The following is a 20,853-nucleotide window of genomic DNA, read 5'->3' as shown; positions in this document are numbered from 1 at the left end:
TTAGCCTAAACCAATCTAAATGCAACTCATCCAAATCTCTAAAATCGGAAGTCAAACTGCCCTCGAACAAGCGTTCCTGATACGCAGAACGGTGTTTGTCGAGGAACAGGGCTGCCCACCAGAGCTGGAACTAGCGAACGAAGAAGAGTCTACGCATTTCCTGGCTACGATAAAAGACCAACCTTGCGGTGCCTGCAGGTGGAGAAAAACAGATAAGGGTTATAAATTAGAACGGTTCGCTGTGCTTAAAGACTTTAGGGGAAAAGGAGTCGGACAAGCCCTGGTCGCTGCCGTCCTTGCAGATTTACCTGAAGAAGCGCATCACATTTACCTTAACTCGCAACTGGACGCTATTGGCCTTTACGCTAAATTTGGTTTCCAAAAAGAAGGTGACCAATTTGAAGAAGCTGGCATTCAACACTTTAAAATGGTGAAAACACCCGCTGGGATAAAGCCATAGCCTCATTCCATTTGCCCATATCCAAACCCAAAGCTTCCCCTTTAGATTCCAAAAATAAGATGAGTTCTTCTGTCGCCAAATTGCCAGTAAGTTCATCGCTTGCCATAGGGCATCCCCCGTATCCTTTCAAAGCGCTGTCAAAGCGCCTGCAGCCCGCGCCATAAGCGGCTTCCAGCTTCTCCAGACGAGTATCAGGTGTACTGTGCAGATGGACCCCAATTTCTACCTCCGAAAAGTCACTTAGGAGAGGAGTAAGCAACAAATCGATCTTTTCAGGCGTAGAAACGCCCGTAGTATCCGACAACGACAATATAGAAGCCCCTGCCTGAACCAACCTCGATGACCAATAGGCAACTATGGCTTCATCCCAGGGATCACCGTAAGGGTTGCCGAAACCCATCGACAAATAGATCACTGCCTCCTTACCAGAGACGGCGCAGAGCTCCAGCATGCGCTCTACCGTTTCCATAGACTCTTCGATGCTCGAATTAGTATTGCGCTGCTGAAAGGTCTCAGAGATTGAAAAAGGGAAACCCAGGTAACTAATCTCTTCATTTAGAATAGCTGCTTCAGCGCCTCTTATATTAGCAACTATCGCTAACAACTTCGACTTAGATACAGACAAATCTAAAAGCGATAAAACCTCTGCTGTGTCTTTCAACTGAGGTATCGCTTTTTCAGAGACAAAGCTTCCGAAATCGATGGTGTCAAAGCCCACCTCTAAAAGCAAATTAATGTATTCTGCCTTTAACGAAGTGTCTATGAAATGATGAATGCCTTGCATGGCATCGCGTGGACATTCAATAAGTTTGATCGCACTCATAAAACTAAAGCTAACAAATAAACCCCTAAAACAGAAAAAGGCATCCCATAAATGGAATGCCTTAGCTATATTTTTATAAGCAATAGTTACTTTTTGCTGCTTCCTAAGTCAATTACAACAGGAGTAGAGATACATAATGATGAGTACGTACCGATGATACGACCGATCAACAGCGCAAAGATAAACCCGCGAATACTGTCTCCACCAAAGATGAAGATAACTAACAATACGAAGAACACAGTTAATGAAGTCAGGATAGTACGACTCAATGTGCTGTTCAAAGCAAAGTTGATTAATGTATTGCGTTCTTCGCCATGCAGATCTTCTTTACCTGATTCTTTTAAACGCTCACGGATTCTATCAAACACAACTACCGTTTCCGTCATGGTGTAACCCATTACCGTTAAAATCGCTGCGATGAAATCCTGACCGATCTCCAATGAGAATGGCATAATACCATCTAGAATCGTATAGAATGATAATACCATTAACACATCATGGAACAGGGCGATAACCGCTCCTAAACCATATTGCCATTTCTTAAACCTGATCACGATATAGATAAACATGAACAGACAGGATACCAATACCGCATAGAAGGCACCGTTAACGATGTCACTCGCAATAATAGGAGTCACCTTCTGCGAGCTCATGATTTCAAACTTGTTGTTCAATGGAGTCAAACCTTTCTTCAACGCATCTTCAACCACTTTATCCGTCTTAGGATCCTGATCTTCAATATGGAAAGTAGTAGTGATCTTCACCTGACTATCTTCACCTGCAGTCTTAACCTCTGGAGTTTCGTTTCCGAATGCCGGGTTTAACTGTGTTTTAAGATCTTCCGTGTTTACCCCTTTATCAAAGTGAACTAAATACGTTCTACCACCTTTAAAATCAACACCTAGGTTCAATCCACCATTTTTAAAGTAGAAGATGAAACCTAGAACGATAACAACTGTAGAGATGATATAGTAGATCTTACGACGGCCTACAAAGTTGAACGCAACGTTTTTGAAGGCGTTACGAGTCATGCTATTATCAAACGTGATCTCCGCTTTGCGATTTAACATAGAATCAAATACCACTCTTGAGATCGCTACAGCAGCGAACAATGAAGAAAGGATACCGATACACAAAGTAGTTGCGAAACCTTGAACAGGTCCGCTACCGAATACATAAAGAATAGCACCTAATATAAACAGGGTAACGTTGGAGTCAATAATTGACGGCATCGCGTGTTTGAAACCTTCTTTAATCGCTAGTGCAGTCGTTTTCCCCTGAGCAAGTTCCTCACGGATCCGCTCAAAGATCAGGATGTTCGCATCTACCGCTAAACCAATTGTTAATACGATACCAGCGATACCAGGAAGCGTCAATACAGCTCCAAGAGAGATCAGCGTACCGATAATGAAAAACAAGTTCAGTAATAACGCAAAGTTAGCAACCCATCCTGCACGGTTATAATAAAATGCCATGAAGATCAGGATCACAATAAACGCAATTACAAAGGAGATTAAACCGTCATGAATCGCCTGAGCACCTAGCGTTGGACCAACCACATAACTACCTGCAATACGAGCAGGAGCGGGCAATTTACCAGCTTTTAATATGTTCGCTAAATCCTGCGTATCCTCAACAGTGAAGTTACCTGTGATAGAAGAGTTACCACCAGAGATCTCATCCTGTACAGTAGGAGCAGAGTAAACTGTGTTATCTAATACGATAGCAATTGCTTGTTTTTCCTGACCAGATGATGCTTCAGCAGTGATCTTTTTCCATTTTTCAGCACCTTCACCAGTCATCCTCATGGTAACCTCTGGTTTATTTCCATCCTGGAAGTCAGCACGTGCATCAGCAATCGCTTCACCACCTAAATCTGGCTTGCCATCCGTAGAGGTAACTTTGATTGCATATAAGTCGTAGATCTTTACAGAAGAACCAGGGCCAGTATTCACGCCCATATCAGTAGGCTTAACGCTCCACATGAATTTCATGCTCTGAGGGATAATAGCAGCTACTTCTGGTCTTTTGAAGTATGCATTTACTTTAGCTGTATCTTTTCTGGCAACCCAACCTACCACTGCTCCCGGACGCAATTGCTGCTGACCGTTTTCACCTGGATATGTTGGAACATTTAATACTGCAAATAATGGGTTGTTAGCCATAGACTCCGCTCTTAAAGCTGAAGTATCAGTAACAGATTTATTTTTAGCAAGACCTGCTAGTTTACCACCGGCAGCAGCGGTATCGCCTGCTTTTTTAGTAGTATCAGAAGATTTTAATGTAGATGCAAGGGTAGTATTGATGTTTTGAAGGATTGGATAGACTTCCTGATTGTTGTAAACTTTCCAGAATTGCAACTCGGCTGATCCTTGAAGTAAACGCGAAACACGTTCTTGATCCTGAACTCCTGGCATTTCAATAAGGATACGGTTCGTACCTTCTTGTTTCTGCATATTCGGACTAACTACACCAAAACCGTCAATACGACTTCTTATGATGTCGAACGAACGATCGATAGCACTTGTAGCTTCCCTTGATAAATACTTCTTAACGTCTGAGTTAGATGCATCAGCTTTTAAAGTGGTTGCATTATCCTGATTGGAAAAGAAATCAGCTAACTTAACATTTGGGGAAAGTCTTTCGAATTCATTGATAAATAAGCCGATGTAATCTTTACCACCAGCGTTCAATTGAACCTGAGCAGTTTTCAATGCCTGATTAAAGTTAGCATCATCGGTATTGTTAGCCAGTGATTTAACCAACTCAGATAACGATATCTCCATCGTTACGTTCATACCACCTTTAAGGTCTAGCCCAAGGTTAATTTCTTTTGATTTACAAAACTGATAGTCAAATCCAAACAAAGGATAGACTTCTACTGTTGCCATAGAATCTAAATAAGCTTTCTCCTTACTTAAATCACCTTTGGCGTATGCTTTAGCGTCATTTTCAACTTTCGAAGTCACGAAGTTAAATGAGAGAGAATACACACAGACAATCCCTAAAAGGATTGCCATAAATTTAATAAAACCTTTACCCTGCATTTGTTTGTAATTATTAGTCTATATCAGCTATATATTTTTTTAACAAGTCGGCAAATCTAATTATTTTTTTAATTAATAGACCACGTTGTCAGATTTTTATTCGAGTGGTACTTTATTTGCGCTCGAGTGTGGAAAAAGTGAAGCTAAGGTTGTTTTTCTCGTCTGGAAGGTGCTTTTCGGAAGCCGTTTCTACCCACAGATTCTTGTCTATTTCGGGGAAAAAAGCATCTGCTTCAAAGGTCTCATGAACCACCGTTAAAAAGATCTTATCCGTGTGTTTCATGGCCATTTTATAGATCTCGGCGCCGCCGATGATAAACACTTCGCCATCTTCCTTAGCCAATTCCAAAGCATCTTCAATGGTATGAACCACTTCAGTACCTTCAATTTGTAGGTCTGTATTGCGGGTGATGATGATGTTTCTTCTGTTTCGCAACGGTTTCCCGACAGATTCAAAGGTTTTGCGGCCCATGATCACAGTGTGACCGTTGGTGATCGTTTTAAAATGCCTTAAGTCCTTTGGCAGATACCAAAGCAGTTCGTTATCCTTGCCAATGGCGTTGTTCTCGCCGATTGCTACTACCATTGTTACCGTCATACCGCTACTACTCCTTTAATATGAGGGTGCGCTTCATAATCCTTTAACGTAAAGTCTTCGAATTTAAAGTTGAAGATATCTTTTACCTCGGGATTAAGCTCCATGGTCGGTAATTTTTTCGGATCTCTGCTCAACTGAAGTTTTGCCTGTTCGATGTGGTTATTATATAGATGTGCATCGCCGAGCGTATGAATGAACTCACCATATTCCAACCCGCAAACTTGCGCTACCATCATCGTTAGGAGCGCATAGGAAGCAATATTAAATGGTACGCCTAAAAAAATATCGGCACTGCGTTGGTACAGCTGGCAACTCAATTTACCGTCCGCCACGTAAAACTGGAACAGCGCGTGGCATGCCGGCAAAGCCATATGCTCAATTTCAGCAACGTTCCATGCGGAGACAATAATTCTTCTGGAATCAGGATTTGTCTTGATCGTATTGATGATCTGACTGATCTGGTCTATTTTGCCACCATCTGGTTTAGGCCATGAACGCCATTGAGAACCGTACACTGGTCCGAGCTCACCATTTTCGTCTGCCCATTCGTCCCAGATTCGGACGCCGTTATCTTTTAAATATTTAATGTTGGTATCACCGCTTAAAAACCAGATCAGCTCGTGTATGATAGACTTAAGATGTAGCTTTTTGGTAGTAACCATAGGAAAGCCCTCCTGAAGGTTAAACCGCATCTGATAGCCAAAAACGCTGATAGTCCCAGTGCCGGTACGATCGTGTTTTTGTGCGCCGTGATCCAGCACATGTTGCATTAAATCTAGATATTGCTTCATTAAAACTTTTATAGGGTTATTACCAGCTGCAAAAGTAAGAATTATAACTTTACTTTTGAAAGGTAAGTCCACTGATTAGTCGCGAAGATGTGATGTCTTCTATCCGAAAAAAGCCGGCCTTTTACAAAAGCCGGCTGTATAGGTCTCTTAAAACTTAAAGAGTGATTGGCACCTTCCCTTCGGCAATCCTACACAGGTCTGCTATCGTAAAATGCTTATTGCTTCTATATGGTTCCCAACATGGCAAACAGGGTTTCCAGAATGGGTTTTGGTTTAAGAACGAAGTATTGTCACCCTCCAGCAACCCCACAAACACTTCCGTTACAATTCTTGCACCCACATCACCTAGCTTTAAGCCCATTTGTTGCACCTCGGCTTCTTTAAGGATGTAAAACCAAAGTGGGGTACTATGCTCAAAACCAACCTTGTACGCTTTAAGATCATCGAAGACTTCTGCATCCAATGGTTTAAAGCGCATTGCATGGGCTACCCTTTGACCGGAAGGAAGACTAAAGGTTAGGCTTCTGAGCAGGTTTCGAGAAGCCAATGAAATCACATCTGCGGAAGCGAAACCTGGCAGCTGGAAGAGGGGTGAAGACAGCTTGGTGTCTATCAACTTGTTTGGTCGCACGCTCCCGTCACCGAGGTTGAAAAAGGTGTGCCAGTCCAGGAATCTTCGTTCAGCACGTTTTCCTCCACGGAGATCATTTGGGTCGGCATGCATTGGATCAGCAGCAAAATCAAAGATGTCGGCAAAGAAAGGCGTAGGGTTTGGCTGGTTTGATATACCAAAGTTGGCTCTGTAAGATGGCCTAATCTGGCTGTGACCGAATCTATAGGCGGCAACCGAGAATTCGACAGGAATAAATGGATCGTTATTCCAGCCATAAAACTTCCTGCCATTGTTGATTACGTCATCCACTACCTCCTGGCCACAGAGTAGGGGCAGGAATTCATGTAGTAAAATCCATTGATAATGCCATCGTACTTGTTCCTGAGCTTCTCTAAAAATCACAGATGGAGATTTTGTGGGATATTTAGTCCTTATAGCATCGACAACCACATTGTGAAAGCGAAGGAAAAGGACCTGCAGCTGGGAAACAATTAAGTTTTCATCGTTTCTTGGATCCCCAATCAGTGCCGTATTCTGAGAATTTCTGGGTAGGTCACATTTTTCTATATCCTCTTTGCCCTTGACTCCTAAGGAGTGCAAAAGCATTTTTATACCCATGCCGTCTGACTGGTCGTACAGGTGAGGCGAAGCGCCTGGCCCGCTTCCATAGACATTGTCAAGGGCAAGGCTGGGTGTGCGGAAGTTTTCGATGAACTCCGGATCACTCTGACGCTCCAGGCTGGAGGTCGGATCAAAGGTGATGTCGTGGTCAAGAAACTGCCCCAGAAACGTCATTCCTGCGGTCATGGTTGGTGAGTTGGGATTATTGACCTGTAGTGAGGCGTTGACAATAAGATCAACAGGATTCTGGGTAAGGTCATCCTTGGCATCCATAATGCCGCCTTTTCTTCCAATGTCTGTAAGGGCTTCCCTCACCTTTTTGGTGTCCTGTGCAAATGCTGGAAGTGAGGGAAAGATCCTTCCGAATTTTCCTTTGTCATAAAAGCGGGAAGTGAAAGGAACGATGTCCTGGTAAAGTGCGCCGTGTCTACTCATGATTTTTATATTTGGTTACTTAAATATAAAGATTAAAATATATAGCACGAAGAAATATTATACACAACAAACTGAGGGATTGAATATTACGACAAGATGAGTCTCTGAGTTGCTGAATAACTAGAAGCGCGCTCGGCACATTTACTTTCTGAACTTATTTACTTTCTGAACTCATTTAATTCTTCAGGAAACCAGGGCTTCATAGCCCTAACGTTTTGTTGTGCCTGTGCGGAAACAGGGATCTGCCAGACTTTGAAAAAGTCAGTCAGGTTTCGATCGGTGGTTTTACAAATAGTGTTGAACCATAGATCGCACTTCTCCTGGTTGGTTTGGGGATACTCGCTCGTTGGCAAGTTGCGGTAAATCTTGTTTGCGTCTAATATCGACTGCCATCCGAATTTATCTATGATCTGGATGTACATGCTCAGTGCGAGAAAAGGATTCTCCTGCCACTTCTCATAGGAAGGCTTATCTTTTATAAACTCTTTAATTTTAGTGATGGCAGTCGCCCGGTCCGGGATGTTTTCATGGTTGTAAAGGCCCTTGTTGAGCACTTTGTCGTAGATATAGGCAGTGAAAAGGTTTACTGTCACTTCTATTGTACCTTCAAGTTCGAGATCAACGAATTGATGGCGATGCCCCAGTTCATGAAAGGTACCCCAAGAACCATTTTTACGCATGAAGTCAGCATCCAGCATCCATTCGCAACTTTGATCATCCGGTACAACTATTCTTCCCCGGGTGGTATACATATATCCATGGGCAACATCCCGATCTACAATTATCCTTTCGTTATGAGTCCTTTTCCGCGAAATCACTGCCAGGTCTGCATCTGCATCCATTACTTCGTCCCAAAATTGCATGAGTTTGACTGGATTGTTTAAGTGTCGAATGCGGTAGGAGGGCACAGTAAGCACTATTTTATCTGTTGCCAATTCCGCCCAGGGCGCAGGATTGTTGCGAACTTTGGTAACCCATTCTTCTTCGGTAGTTTCGCCAAGTTTAAAGTAAGGCGCTTCTACTGCACCTTCTACTTTCACATCAAGCACTTTGATGGATGTCGTATCGGCAATATTAATCATGAGTAGTCCGCCATAAGGAGAGTAAATCTCCGTTGTACCTTGCTTTAACCCAAACTTTTTAATAAGGCTGGGGCCGATACGTGTAATTTGGTCGAGATCTGTTACATCATCAATGTGCAAGCCAATTTGTGCCTCCATAAACTGATTTAAATCTGGTATGGTTATCTTAATGGTTTCGCCAGCAGTTACATAAAGGCCTGTGGTATGCGGTCTTAAAAAGACATCATTATATTCAGGCAGGCCTTGTTTACCCGATTGTACAGGAATGCGAACAGTTTTAACGACTCTTTTAGCATCTGTGGGAACAGAGCCGGGAAAAGACTCATGACCCGGATATTTCGCTTTTGGATCCGTCTCTAGATGATGTTCCAGGTCGTACAGCCAATAGCCCATCTTCATCCCGTTTTTCTTTTCCTCATTTTGCAGGGATACCGGATGTTCCAGCGAGGGAATCGGCAAAGGTTCCGGAACCTTGTAATCAGATTTGAGTTTATCTATTACCGGGTAGCTATATTCTTTGTATTTAAACACAAACTCCATTGTTGGCCTGGTCAGCGATTCATCAATATATAGCTCTCGAAGTGTTTTCGGTTTGATAAAGCCTGGTTGCATCGTATTTATCTTTAGGTATTCAGGTATAGTATCCGTAATCATTGTTTGGCTCTCGCTTGACGTGGCGATTAGGAGGTTCGCATTTGTTATTCCTGCCTTTGCAAACAAATTATTGATACCAAGAAAAGCAGGTTTAGCAGTACTTTTTGGCAGACGGTCCCTATTCATGGTATAATACGGTGATCCGAATATCAGCGTGCCTCCATTAGAAATAAATGCCTCTATATCTTTTAGCGCTTCCGGACTAATTACATCTTCAGTAAGGAATAAAATGTCTGTGTTATTTTTGAACTTAAAGTCTTTGAGTGTATAGACTTCAGTGGAAAGCCCCCGAATAAAAGTATTCAGTTCTTTAGCTGCACCTGCTGCGATCGCTATTTTTGGATTTGATTTTCCCGGTCTAGCCCATTTTATACTATTTTCAATGAAAGTTTGTACCTCCGTTTTCTGTAGGAGTGGTGCTCTGTAATAGGCGTTTGTTCCGGTTAGTAGTAATTTGCCTTTGCCAATTGTTGAAGTCACGACAACAGCAGCTTTCATTTCTACTTCCACAGATACTTTTGCTACAGCTTCGATCTCCGGTTGTAGCCCGATGATATAGAAAACAGAAGTTTGCTCACCTGCTGGAAGTGGCATTCCGGACAAATTTAGGTCAGGTTTGACAGTTTGGGCTTGCAAAGCGCCAAATAGAAACAGGATAAAGGAGGATAGAACTAAAATTTTTAAGCGCATTTGAAAGAGGTTATTGAATGACTAATATAGTCGCAATAACGGCTCTGCTGAAAAATTTAACATTTAAGTTTTATTGACAATATCTCTTAGCACCAGATCAAGCTCATTGGCCGCATTGGCAAGGTAGTTTGTTAATTCTTTTGCTTCTGGATTGAGCAGTTCTCCTTCATTCAGAAGAGTAGTCAATCCGAGAATGCTTGAAAGCGGCCCACGTACTTTATGTGCCTGTATCCAGGAGATTTCCTTGAGTTTGGCGTTTTGGTCTTCTATCGCCTTAATGTGAGTCATCCGCTCAGTAATGTCCTGCATAGAGCCGATGATGCGAATAGGTTTGCCATCATTATTGAACAATATAAAGGCACGGTCCAGTACACAACAGTAGGACCCATCTGCCCGCTGGAACCTGTATTCAACACTTAGCCGTGTCCGTTGTCGTTCTACAAGCCGGCTCAGTTTATGAACTACCCGTTCCAGGTCTTCCGGATGTACCCGGCTTTGCCACCAGCTTTCATCAAAACTGGTGGTTTGATAGCCGAATATATCTTTGATTCCCTGATTCCAGATCATTTGACCTGTAAGCATGTCCCAATCCCATATGGCGTCGCTGGTAGCCTTAGACACGATATTGAACCGGGCAATACTATCTTCCATAGCCTGAGTGGCCCTTAGTTCTACCGTACGGTCTATGACCATTACGAGTCTTGCATTTTTGCCTTCAAAGCAGACCGTATTCCCTTCAACGAAGACTTCAATTATTTCGCCATTCTTTTTTAGGTGCTTAACACTGCTCTTGCTCGGTATGCCGACCGTGATGCATGTCTTTAGATTTTCAACAAAGCAGGAGAAGTCATTAACCGGCCGAATATCGGCGATAGTCATCGCTAAAAATTCTTGTCTGGTATAACCATAATGATTAATAGCTGCTTCGTTGACGTCGAGGAATTTCAGGCTATCTATGTCGTAAACCCATTGGGGAAGGGGACTTAGACTAAATAGGTCGCTATATTTTTTTTTCTCCTGTTCAAGCTCCATGGTGGAATATTTTCTGGCTGTGATATCTTTAAAATATATTGATAGGCCATTACCCGAAGGGAATGCTGCTACTTCCAACCAAACTTTCCTCGGCTCATAGTATTCCTCAAACCTCACGGAGATGTTATTTTCCATTGCACAATGATATTCTTTGAAAAACTTAAGATCAATAGCGTTATCATAAGCTTGCCATAGGTTCTTTCCTACAATCTCATCTCGCGGCATCAATAATAGCCGCTCAGCTTCTTTATTCCAATAAGTCACAATCCAATTGGAATTCACTTCGAAAAATGCATCTGTGAAACTTTCGAGGATGTTTGATATCCGCTGCTGATATTCCTGTAATATCACACGATAATCCTGCTGATCGCTACTAACGGAGGGTAAGGTGTCTGTCAATTTGTTCATACGGTGTGGTCATGATATCAAGGTAGAAAAAATGTTGGGTAAAGCGCTTAAGATCAACAAGAAAAAACTTGTGGCAGAGGAGCCAATTAGTTGCGAACGTTGAAGCATTTTTATCCTTATACAAGGATGCTTAAAGCTTTCATACAAAATCTCCGAACATTATTCTAAAAGGCGTCTTAAGAAACGTTTTGTACCTATTTTTTTATAAGTTTGTCTATAGGGGGAGTGAATGTATAATGTTAGTTTAGATAGTGCTGAGGATTCTGTGCTTTTAACTCGTTTGAGTGAAGGTAGTAAGCCTGCATTTGATGCAATCTACAATAGGTATTGGAAGCTTGTCTATCAGTTAGCACTAAAAAGACTTAACGATTCGGAAAAAGCTCAGGATGTTGCTCAGGATGTATTCGTTCAGCTTTGGACGCGGGGAAGCAAGTCAGTCATTGAAAACTTACCAGCGTATTTATTGATTTCCTCCAGAAATGGAGTCTTTAAAGTAATGGAGAAAGAAGCGCGGCTAGTCGCTGTTCCTGTGGAGGCTTCGCAAGATTTTGAGAGCCCATTCGATAGGGCGGATTCAGCTATGCTTCACAGAGAATTTTTAGATGCATTTAACAAATTAGTGGAGGCTCTGCCTGATCAGCAACGATTGATATTTAAAATGCGCTTTGAAGAGGACTTAAGTAGTCAACAAATAGCAGATGCCCTAAATATATCACCTAAAACAGTAAGAAATCAGATTGGGAAGGTGCTTTCTACGTTAAGGCAAAGCTTATTGGTGCTAAATATTCTAATTATTGCCTATTCTTTTCATTAAAAGGGAAGAATTATAGATTATAATCTGCGTCTTGTGCCCATAATGGCTATAAACTTGAGCGCTATCTCATTTTTATTAAATATATTTTTAATCTGCATGGGCTATCTGAGTTTTTTTGACTCATATAGTTAGGAATAGCACCATGACCAGCCAATACAAACAACTTTTTCTTAAGATTTTAGAACGTTATCGACTTGGTAAAGCAAGTTATGATGAAATCACCTTTTTAGAAAAGTACTACAATCTCTTTGAAACAGATGAAGATGTCGTCCTTACTGTGGAAGAGTATTCATTGATAAAAAATGCTATTAAAGCGAAGGTCGACCGCAAGATTGCCTTGCTTTCAAAGCACAAACCGGCTAGACGACTTTGGCCTTCCTGGGCGAAGTATTCGGCCGTGGCAGCAGTGTTCTTAGTGATTTCTACTTCTATTTTAGTTTTCAGAAACCACCAGCTCAATGGAAAGTATGCGTTGACGGCCGCTGATGATCTCGAACCAGGTGGACATCGGGCAATTCTAACACTCGCTAATGGCAAGAAGATAATATTGGATACTGCGGGTACAGGTGAAATCGCCAGTGAGTCTGGTATTACTGTTACCAAAACAAAAGATGGACAGTTGGTTTATACTGTTGCTAATGTTAGCGGCGATGATGGTGGTATAGTTAGCAATACGATTACTACGCCCAATGGTGGAAACTATCAGGTCATTCTACCCGATGGAACAGATGTGATATTAAACGCAGCTTCATCATTAACTTTTCCTACGAGCTTCAAAGGAGCAGAGCGGGCGGTAACTCTTGATGGAGAGGCTTATTTTGAAGTGACTAAAAATGAGGCTTTCCCTTTTAAAGTAGAGTCGGGGAAGCAGACAGTTGAAGTTCTGGGGACCCACTTCAATATCAATGCTTATCATGACGAACCGATTGTTAAGACTACGCTTTTAGAAGGATCGGTTAAGGTGCATTCTGGAACTGCCCATGCATTGATCAAACCGGGACAACAGACCTTAGTTACATGGACTGATGTTAACCACATAAATACCCGTGAGGCCGATTTGGACAAAGAAATGGCATGGAAGAATGGGGCATTTTCTTTTGACAACGATGACTTGAAGTCTGTGATGCGACAAATTGCCCGCTGGTATGATGCAGAGGTTATTTACGAAGGTGAGTTTCCGAACGATACTTTTATTGGAGGGATATCCAGAAACAGTAAGTTATCTCAAGTTGCTCAAATCTTAGCGTTAAATAATATCAATCTCAAAATAATTGGCAAGACCATCAGGGTTTCTTACAAGACCCCTGCGCCATAATTAAATAAGCAATTAACTAAATAAATCACAACTAAACCACCAACAAGCTTATGAAAACACGACTACTTCAGATTTAGAGCCAGATAGTACAAGAGACTAGAAAGCCGAAAGTGTCTCACCACTTCCGGCTGTAAAAAAAGGTCGGCAGCAAGCGTCTAAACCAGCTGCATTTATTTAACCCTTATCTTATTCAAAAGTATGAAATTAACTTTTCTTTACAACCCTGCATTTGACATGCGGAAGGTAAAGTACAAATTCCTAATAGTGATGAAGTTAACCGCTATTTTGTTACTCCTCGGCACGCTGCACTTATCAGCAGCGAGCTATTCTCAAAGCATCACGATTTCTAAGCGGAACACCACTTTAAGCGCACTTTTTAAAGATGTAAAAAAGCAGACCGGTTATCTTTTCTTTTACAATGGAAAGGTAAAGATCAGTAACCAGCCGGTTGATATAGAGCTTAAAAATGTACCACTGGAGGACGCGCTAACTGCTGTTCTTAAAAACTTTCCATTAAATTTCAATATTGTAGACAAGACAATAGTTATCACGAACAAACTGCCTGAGAAAGCGGGCTTTGCGAGTTCTGCTAATTTCATTGAAGTCACTGGAAAGGTCATTGACAGTAAGACCCAGTTACCTATTCCGGGAGTTAATATCTATGTAAAGGGCAAAAAGGCTACCAGAACCTCTACCAATGATAAGGGGGAATTTAAGATCAATAGCAATCCTGATGATGTATTGGTTTTCGTTTATGTTGGCTTTAAAGAAAAAGAAGTCAAAGTTGGTGACGAAAAATACCTTACAATAAGTCTGGAAGATCAGGTAAACCAGATGGAAGATGTTGTCATCACCGGTTATCAAACTATCAAAAAAGAAAGTTATACGGGTAACGCGATTGTGATCAAGGGAGAGGATTTGAAGAGAACTAATCCTCAAAACCTGCTTAAGGCGATTCAGTCATTTGATCCTTCATTTAGAATTGCAACAAACAACCTTGCAGGTTCTGATCCAAATGCTCTGCCCCGAATTAATGTTAGGGGAGTAACAGCGTTACCAGGCATTCCAACCAACAAAGATGATGTGTTAGACAGAAATAATATCGCTGCTTCATTTAATCTGCCAGCCTTTATTTTGGATGGATTTGAAGTGAATGTGCAAAAGGTAATAGATCTTGATATTAATCGTATTGAATCAGTTACGTTGCTAAAAGATGCTGCGGCTTCTGCAGTATATGGTTCCAGAGCAGCAAATGGTGTAATGGTTATTACCACTAAAGCACCTGTGGCAGGAAAACTCCAGTTGTTTTATAACTACGAGATGAACTTCACAGCTCCTGATCTTTCAGACTATCATGTTTTGAATGCAGAACAGAAGGTTCAGTATGAGCAACTAGCTGGTCTTTACACTTATGGAGCTGGAGCAAACGGTCCTACTCAACAGGATGTTTTAGATGCTCAATTGTTTTCGAGATTAAAGAATGTAGCAGGTGGTGTTAATACTTATTGGTTGTCACAACCTTTAAGAAATACCTACGGTCAGAAGCATTCCTTGAACGCACAAGGTGGAGACCAAACCTTCCGTTATGGAGTAGATGCACGTTACCAAACAAGGCCTGGAGTAATGAAAGGAACTACCCGCGATCAATATAGTGGTGGCATGAACTTCATTTACAGTCCTAATTCCCGGTTAATCATAAGGAACGATTTAAGCATCGCTCAAAATAACGGAGCTAATTCTCCATATGGAAGCTTTTCAACTTACGCTAAAATGAATCCTTACTATCCTAAGACAGATAGCACTGGCAGAATAATACAAGAGCTAGGACGATGGAGTGTAAATACTTTCCAGAATGAAGATGGTAAACAGTATGTAAGTGAAAATGTATTTAATCCATTGTTTGAATCTAGTCTAAGCAACTTTTCAAAAGATGCGTCTACCGAAATTTTGAACGCCTTTACTGCAGATTATAAGCTATCGCCAAGCTTCCGCTTGAGAGCATTGTTGAGTTACACTAAAACTGATTACAAGTTTGATGAATTCAAATCTCCATTGAGTAATGAATTTTTCAATTATGAAACGCAGAACTTAAACAACCGCGGAAGCTATAATTTCAACAGCAGAGCAACAGATAAACTTGATGCAAACTCTACGCTTAGCTATTTTAAGCAGGTGAATGATCATTCCTTCAATTTGGTTGTAGGAGTGAACGTATTGTCAAGTACAGAAAATTACAAAGCATTTAGCGCACAAGGCTTTTCAAACGATCGGTTTAGCAATGTTGGATTTGCAAGAATTTACAAAGAGAACTCGAGGCCAGATGGAAATGTATTGATCAAACGAACCTTAAGTTCATTTTTCTCAGGTAATTATTCTTATAAAAACAAATACTTATTTGATGGATCATTTAGAATGGACGGTTCGTCCAGCTTTGGTTCCAATAAGCGCTTTGCGCCATTCGGTTCTGTTGGTATAGGTTGGAACATGCACAATGAAGATTTCCTGAAGGACTCAGAAGTGATCAGTCAGATAAGATTGAAAGGTAGTGTTGGGTTATTAGGCTCCATTGCATTTGATCCCTATCTATCCAGGTCTATCTACACCTATCAAAATGACAACTGGTATTCTACAGGTGTAGGTGCTACTGCAATGGGTTATGGAAATAGTAATCTGGAATGGCAAAAGACACAGACGTTTGATATAGGCGCTGATTTAGGCTTTTTCAAAGACAGAGTGATCATTTCTCCACGGTACTATAACAAGCTTACCAAGGGTTTGATTACTGACATCAACCTTGTTCCATCCACAGGTTTCACCAGTTATAAAGAAAACCTGGGTGACATGGAGAATAAGGGATATGAGGTGTATTTGCAAGCAAATGTTCTCAGAGCAAACGATTTGAATATCAATATTACGGGTAATGCTGCCCATAACACGAATACGTTGGTTAAGATCTCTAATTCTTTAAAGGCCTTTAATAGTAAGATTGATGATTTGCAGAGTGATGATGACAACGAGCTATATACCATTCCTTTGGTAAGATACAATGAGGGTCAGTCTATGAATACAATCTATGCCGTCAGATCTCTTGGTATTGATCCTGAGAATGGTAAAGAAATTTACGTAAAAAATGATGGGTCGCTTACTTACGATTATGACATCAAGGACACAAGAGCTGTTGGGAATACTACACCGACACTGGATGGAAATATTGGTGGGAACATTTTATATAAGGGTTTTACGATGAGTTTCAGCCTTTATTTCAAATTTGGGGGTCAGTTGTATAATCAGACATTAATTGACAGGATTGAAAACGCTAATCCCAGAGAAAATGTGGATAGCAGAGCATTGTCTCAGCGATGGATTAAGCCAGGAGATAATGCGCTTTATAAGAACATTCAGGATCTAACATTAACTCGTGCCAGCTCCCGGTTTGTGCAGAAAGACAATCTGATTGATCTGCAGTCGGTATACCTGTCTTATGATTTTAAAAGGGACCTGATTAAAAAAGCAGGCTTTCAGAATCTCCGTGCGGCAATCTCTATGAATGATATCTATCGCCTATCTAGCGTAGACATTGAGAGGGGTATAGATTATCCATTTGCACGCAGCTTTACATTTTCACTACAAGCATCATTTTAATCTCTAGCAATATGAAAAAATACTTATATATCATCGCGATTTCTCTGCTAGTCTGCTCGTCCTGCAAGAAGTTTCTTGATGTGCAGCCTGAATCTGATATCACTAAAGAGCAACTATTCAATTCTGAAGATGGGTTTAAGGAGGCATTAAATGGCGTCTATAACTACTGTGCTGGCAAAGATTTGTACGGTGATGTTTTAACCTTTAAGAACTTGGAGCTTATGGCTCAGAACTATGCGCCTTCAAATGTCAGTTATAATAACATTCAATCGTTCTCATATGCTGATGGAGGTGTTATTGGCGACAATGATGGCATCTGGATTCATGGGTATAGAGCAATCGGATACTGTAATGCAATTCTAGAGGCAATTGATGCTAAGAAGGACGTCTTTGCTGGTAATAACTATGACTTAGTCAAGGGGGAAGCATTGACGCTTAGAGCTTATCTGCATTTCGATATGTTGAGGTTATTTGCTCCATCCTTTAAAAACAATCCGGCAGCAAAGGCCATACCTTATGTTACTACGGTTTCTATAAATTCTACTCCGTTCTCTACAACTACAGAAATACTAGACAAGATTGTTGCAGATCTTTCAGCAGCAAAAATATTGTTAAAGTCAGACCCAATCATCACCTCCGGATACGTAGTTGGCTATCCAAATAAGACTTATGCAGGTACGGTTGCTGAGAAAGACAAAGCTACTGAAATCAGTAGTGGAAGTATGTTTCTTCAAAACAGGAGGCATCGTATGAATTACTATGCTGCCTGTGGTGAGTTGGCCAGAGTTTATTTATATAAAGAAGATTTTGCCAAAAGTTTGGAGAATGCAAATGAAGTGATCAACGCTAAGAAATTTCCATGGACTACGAAAGAGGACTTTTTTAGTAATTTTTCAAATCAAAGGGACAAGATTTTCTATCCGGAATTAATTGCTGGCTGGTACATTCCAGACTCAAAAAAGATGTTGGAAGGGTACTTCACAAATATAAATGCTGCTTTTTCTCCGCTTGTTTCTCAGAAGGATATCATTTTTGAAAAAGGAACAGTTGGAGCAGATGACTGGCGTTGGATGCTATGGTTTACAGATGTGTTATCTTCGAATTCTCCAAGTCGCGCTTACCTAAGAAAATATGATGTGTACCCAGACGAAATTGGAAATGCACATCCGCTAATGGCACCGGCAATCAGGCTTTCTGAAATGTACTATATCGCTGCAGAAGCCAGCTTCGATACCGATAAAGCAAAGGCGATCACTTATTTCAATACCGTAAGGGAGCATCGTGGAATTGGTGATGGATTGCCTGCGAGCATTGACAAAACTGAGTTCCTTAACAAATTGGTTGCGGAATGTCGCAAGGAATTCTTCGCAGAAGGACAGATATTCTACATGTACAAACGCTTAAACAGAGATATTACGAACGCGAACGGCCAGGTTTATCCGGCAACCGATCGAATCTTCGTATTGCCTCTGCCATTAGATGAACAGGCTTACAGAAACTAAACAGACACCTCATGAAAAGAACAATATTTTATACTTTACTTATTAGTATGCTCTTTGTTGCCTGCAAGAAAGATGTAGACTTTGCATATGATTCACCGGATAATATCTATCTTAATTATCTAAACGATGATGGAACTCAAGACACACTGCCAGTTACCTATTCATTTGCTTATAGTCCGGGATTAGCAAAAGACACCCTTTGGGTTCCGGTTAAGATTGCTGGTAAGCGGGTAAACCGCGAACGAAAATTCAAGATTGCTGTCGTGGCCTCGTTAACTAATGCACAGCAAGAGCTGCACTATGAGCCTTTGAAAGCAGAATATATTATGCCTGCAGATTCAGGTACGATTAAGATTCCGGTCATTATAAAGAACATTGATCCGTTATTGGCGGAGAAATCAGTTGTTTTGACTATTGGTACAGCAGCAACTGCTGATTTTGGAGAATCGCTACCTATAAAGCTACGTTGGAGAACTTTGATCTTTTCTAACAGATTAGAAGAGCCTTCATGGTGGAAGTATTGGCAAGGAAACCTTGGCGGTCCTTACAATAGGGTTGTCCATCAGTTATTTCTGATTTCAGGAGGGAAAGACTTGATTAATCCAGGGGCACCAAATGGCTATCTGGAGATTCCACGAACTCTATATTACATTGAGAATTTAAGGAACCTTACAAACGATCCTTTTACCTGGGTAACAAGAAATCCTGAGAAAGGCTACATACTTACAAAAAGAACTGATGGTACAAATGACTATGATTTCTATAATGCGAATTCGCCGACAATCAAGTTTACTGTGAAGTTTTTCCCTCAGGTGAATAGATACTTCTTTGTAAATGAGAAAGGAACCCAGATTGTATTATAAACTTAAAGCTAAGACAATGAGATTTAAATATATATTAATGCTGGTTATGATAACCAGCTTTTGCACCTCTTGCAAGAAGGATCTTGGAAACTACAACTATCATCCCGTATCAGAACCTTTGATAAGTGGAATAACTGATGTAAATTTTTCTGCACTAATTGGAGACTCGTTAATTATAAAACCAACGGTTACTTTTGAGGGAGCAGATCCAATTAAGGACCTTGACTTTGAATGGCGAATATTAATTCTGGAAGACCTAAGAGAAGCAGTTTACACAGGCTATCCGCTAAAGCTACTTTATAACTTAGGGACAGGTGAACGTGCTTCTACGCTGACCGTAACTGATAAGCGGAATGGCTTGAAATATAAATATAAATTTAAGGTAACAGGTACCACTCAGTTTTCTAAAGGTACATTAGTGCTGAGTTCGGTCAATGGCTCCTCAAAGTTATCGTTTATTAAACCTGACGATGTTACAGTGTTGGCAGACATTTATCAATCCCTTAATGGTAAGGCTTTGCCATCAAATCCTGTTCAATTGTATTATTCTAAACCACTGCCCTATCAGGTATTGACGAAAGAGGAATACTGGCTGTTGTGTAACGACCCGGCAAATCAAAGTGTGGTTGTGGATGCAAATACTTTTTTGAAGAAGACAAATTTTAGTGATCAGTTCTTTCTGCCGCCTGCGACTATTGTTCCTGGTTACCTTGAACCTTATTTAGGGCAGATTCAGATGGGCACCGTTCCTACTGGTGTAATTAACTCTAAACTTTACGTTGGTGTACAGACGACTGCTCCATTTGCGCCCGACTATGGCAAATTTGGTAATGAGCAAAATGGGGATTATTTGTTGTCAAAATACTTCACACATGGAAGTAACTTCTTTTTTGGCTTTGATACTAAAGCAAAAGGATTTGTTGTGTTTGGGGGTGATGGGACTTATTTAGGTACTAAGTACCAATCACCAACTGTCCCCGTATTCGATCCGAGGAATGTTGGAATGAGCAATCTGATCTTTATGAAGACGGGTGAAGATGGTGGTAATTATGCATTCTTTCAGCAGCCCGATGGTGTAGTTTATGAACTAGGATTTAATTACGATTTGAATGGAAATGATAAATGGTTTGAACCCGCCTTTAAGAGGGTGTTTGTTGGCTCTGCATTAATTAATGCAGATAGCAAGTGGGTTAAGAACAACTTAAATGTTTTCTACTTCTCTTCTAATGATAAAATCTACCGCTATAATCCAATTAATCAGGACTTACGAGTACTTGATGCTGCGCTTGCAGGTAAGAAAGTGTCCATGCTCAAGATCAGCAGTGATGATAATAGTTTAACCGTAGGTGTGGATGGGGCTATACTGACCCTGGATGTTACGGTAGGTAAAAACGGAAATATTACAAAAACAATTAATGGCATACCGGGAGCTCCGGTTGACATCATATTTAGAAAGTAAAAAT

At 40.9% G+C, this 20,853-nt stretch carries 14 protein-coding genes; 7 read left to right on the top strand and 7 right to left on the bottom strand.

Annotated features, from left to right (window positions below; translation table 11 throughout):
• Nucleotides 1–19 precede the first annotated feature (19 nt).
• Nucleotides 20–460, top strand: coding sequence for a GNAT family N-acetyltransferase (locus WKF66_RS08670; RefSeq protein ID WP_489674034.1), 441 nt, complete (start codon nt 20–22; stop codon nt 458–460).
• On the opposite strand, the gene WKF66_RS08665 is transcribed toward WKF66_RS08670, so the two are convergent.
• The 7 genes from WKF66_RS08665 to WKF66_RS08635 all read right to left on the bottom strand — a co-directional run bounded on the left by WKF66_RS08665 (nt 423) and on the right by WKF66_RS08635 (nt 11,254).
• Nucleotides 423–1,283 carry a hydroxymethylglutaryl-CoA lyase gene (locus WKF66_RS08665; protein WP_489674033.1) on the bottom strand — a complete coding sequence of 287 codons (861 nt, stop codon included), beginning with the start codon at nt 1,281–1,283 and terminating at the stop codon, nt 423–425. The genes WKF66_RS08670 and WKF66_RS08665 overlap by 38 nt on opposite strands.
• Nucleotides 1,284–1,369: 86 nt before the next feature.
• Complete coding sequence (secDF, locus tag WKF66_RS08660; protein ID WP_489674032.1) at nt 1,370–4,330, bottom strand: protein translocase subunit SecDF; 2,961 nt, start codon at nt 4,328–4,330, stop codon at nt 1,370–1,372.
• A 112-nt stretch (nt 4,331–4,442) separates the two neighbouring features.
• Nucleotides 4,443–4,916 (bottom strand): dihydrofolate reductase, encoded by a 474-nt coding sequence (locus WKF66_RS08655; RefSeq protein ID WP_489674031.1) that lies wholly within the window; start codon nt 4,914–4,916, stop codon nt 4,443–4,445.
• An 8-nt stretch (nt 4,917–4,924) separates the two neighbouring features.
• Nucleotides 4,925–5,719 (bottom strand): thymidylate synthase, encoded by a 795-nt coding sequence (locus WKF66_RS08650; RefSeq protein ID WP_489674030.1) that lies wholly within the window; start codon nt 5,717–5,719, stop codon nt 4,925–4,927.
• Between the two features lie 154 nt (nt 5,720–5,873).
• On the bottom strand, nt 5,874–7,388 hold the full coding sequence (locus WKF66_RS08645; protein ID WP_489674029.1) for a peroxidase family protein: 1,515 nt from the start codon (nt 7,386–7,388) through the stop codon (nt 5,874–5,876).
• 158 nt (nt 7,389–7,546) lie between these two features.
• A complete protein-coding gene (locus WKF66_RS08640; protein ID WP_489674028.1) occupies nt 7,547–9,814 on the bottom strand; it encodes a M60 family metallopeptidase in 2,268 nt (755 codons plus the stop codon).
• A gap of 63 nt (nt 9,815–9,877) precedes the next feature.
• On the bottom strand, nt 9,878–11,254 hold the full coding sequence (locus tag WKF66_RS08635) for a PAS domain S-box protein (RefSeq protein WP_489674027.1): 1,377 nt from the start codon (nt 11,252–11,254) through the stop codon (nt 9,878–9,880).
• A gap of 229 nt (nt 11,255–11,483) precedes the next feature.
• Between WKF66_RS08635 and WKF66_RS08630 the strand changes: the two genes are divergently transcribed.
• From WKF66_RS08630 to WKF66_RS08605, 6 genes are all read left to right on the top strand, one after another.
• The gene (locus WKF66_RS08630) at nt 11,484–12,068 is read left to right on the top strand and encodes an RNA polymerase sigma factor (RefSeq protein WP_489674026.1); all 585 of its coding nucleotides are present in this window, start codon (nt 11,484–11,486) and stop codon (nt 12,066–12,068) included.
• 142 nt (nt 12,069–12,210) lie between these two features.
• Nucleotides 12,211–13,383: a FecR family protein gene (locus WKF66_RS08625; protein WP_489674025.1), complete on the top strand. Its 1,173-nt coding sequence runs from the start codon at nt 12,211–12,213 to the stop codon at nt 13,381–13,383.
• A gap of 198 nt (nt 13,384–13,581) precedes the next feature.
• Nucleotides 13,582–17,025, top strand: coding sequence for a SusC/RagA family TonB-linked outer membrane protein (locus WKF66_RS08620; RefSeq protein ID WP_489674024.1), 3,444 nt, complete (start codon nt 13,582–13,584; stop codon nt 17,023–17,025).
• Nucleotides 17,026–17,036: 11 nt separating this feature from the next.
• Nucleotides 17,037–18,527, top strand: coding sequence for a RagB/SusD family nutrient uptake outer membrane protein (locus WKF66_RS08615; protein WP_489674023.1), 1,491 nt, complete (start codon nt 17,037–17,039; stop codon nt 18,525–18,527).
• Between the two features lie 11 nt (nt 18,528–18,538).
• Nucleotides 18,539–19,390 carry a DUF4843 domain-containing protein gene (locus WKF66_RS08610; protein WP_489674022.1) on the top strand — a complete coding sequence of 284 codons (852 nt, stop codon included), beginning with the start codon at nt 18,539–18,541 and terminating at the stop codon, nt 19,388–19,390.
• 16 nt (nt 19,391–19,406) lie between these two features.
• A complete protein-coding gene (locus tag WKF66_RS08605; RefSeq protein WP_489674021.1) occupies nt 19,407–20,849 on the top strand; it encodes a PKD-like family lipoprotein in 1,443 nt (480 codons plus the stop codon).
• The last annotated feature ends 4 nt before the right edge of the window (nt 20,850–20,853 follow it).

Source organism: Pedobacter sp., from assembly GCF_037719805.1.
Lineage (GTDB): Bacteria > Bacteroidota > Bacteroidia > Sphingobacteriales > Sphingobacteriaceae > Pedobacter.
This window is presented reverse-complemented; position numbering and strand designations above follow the sequence as displayed.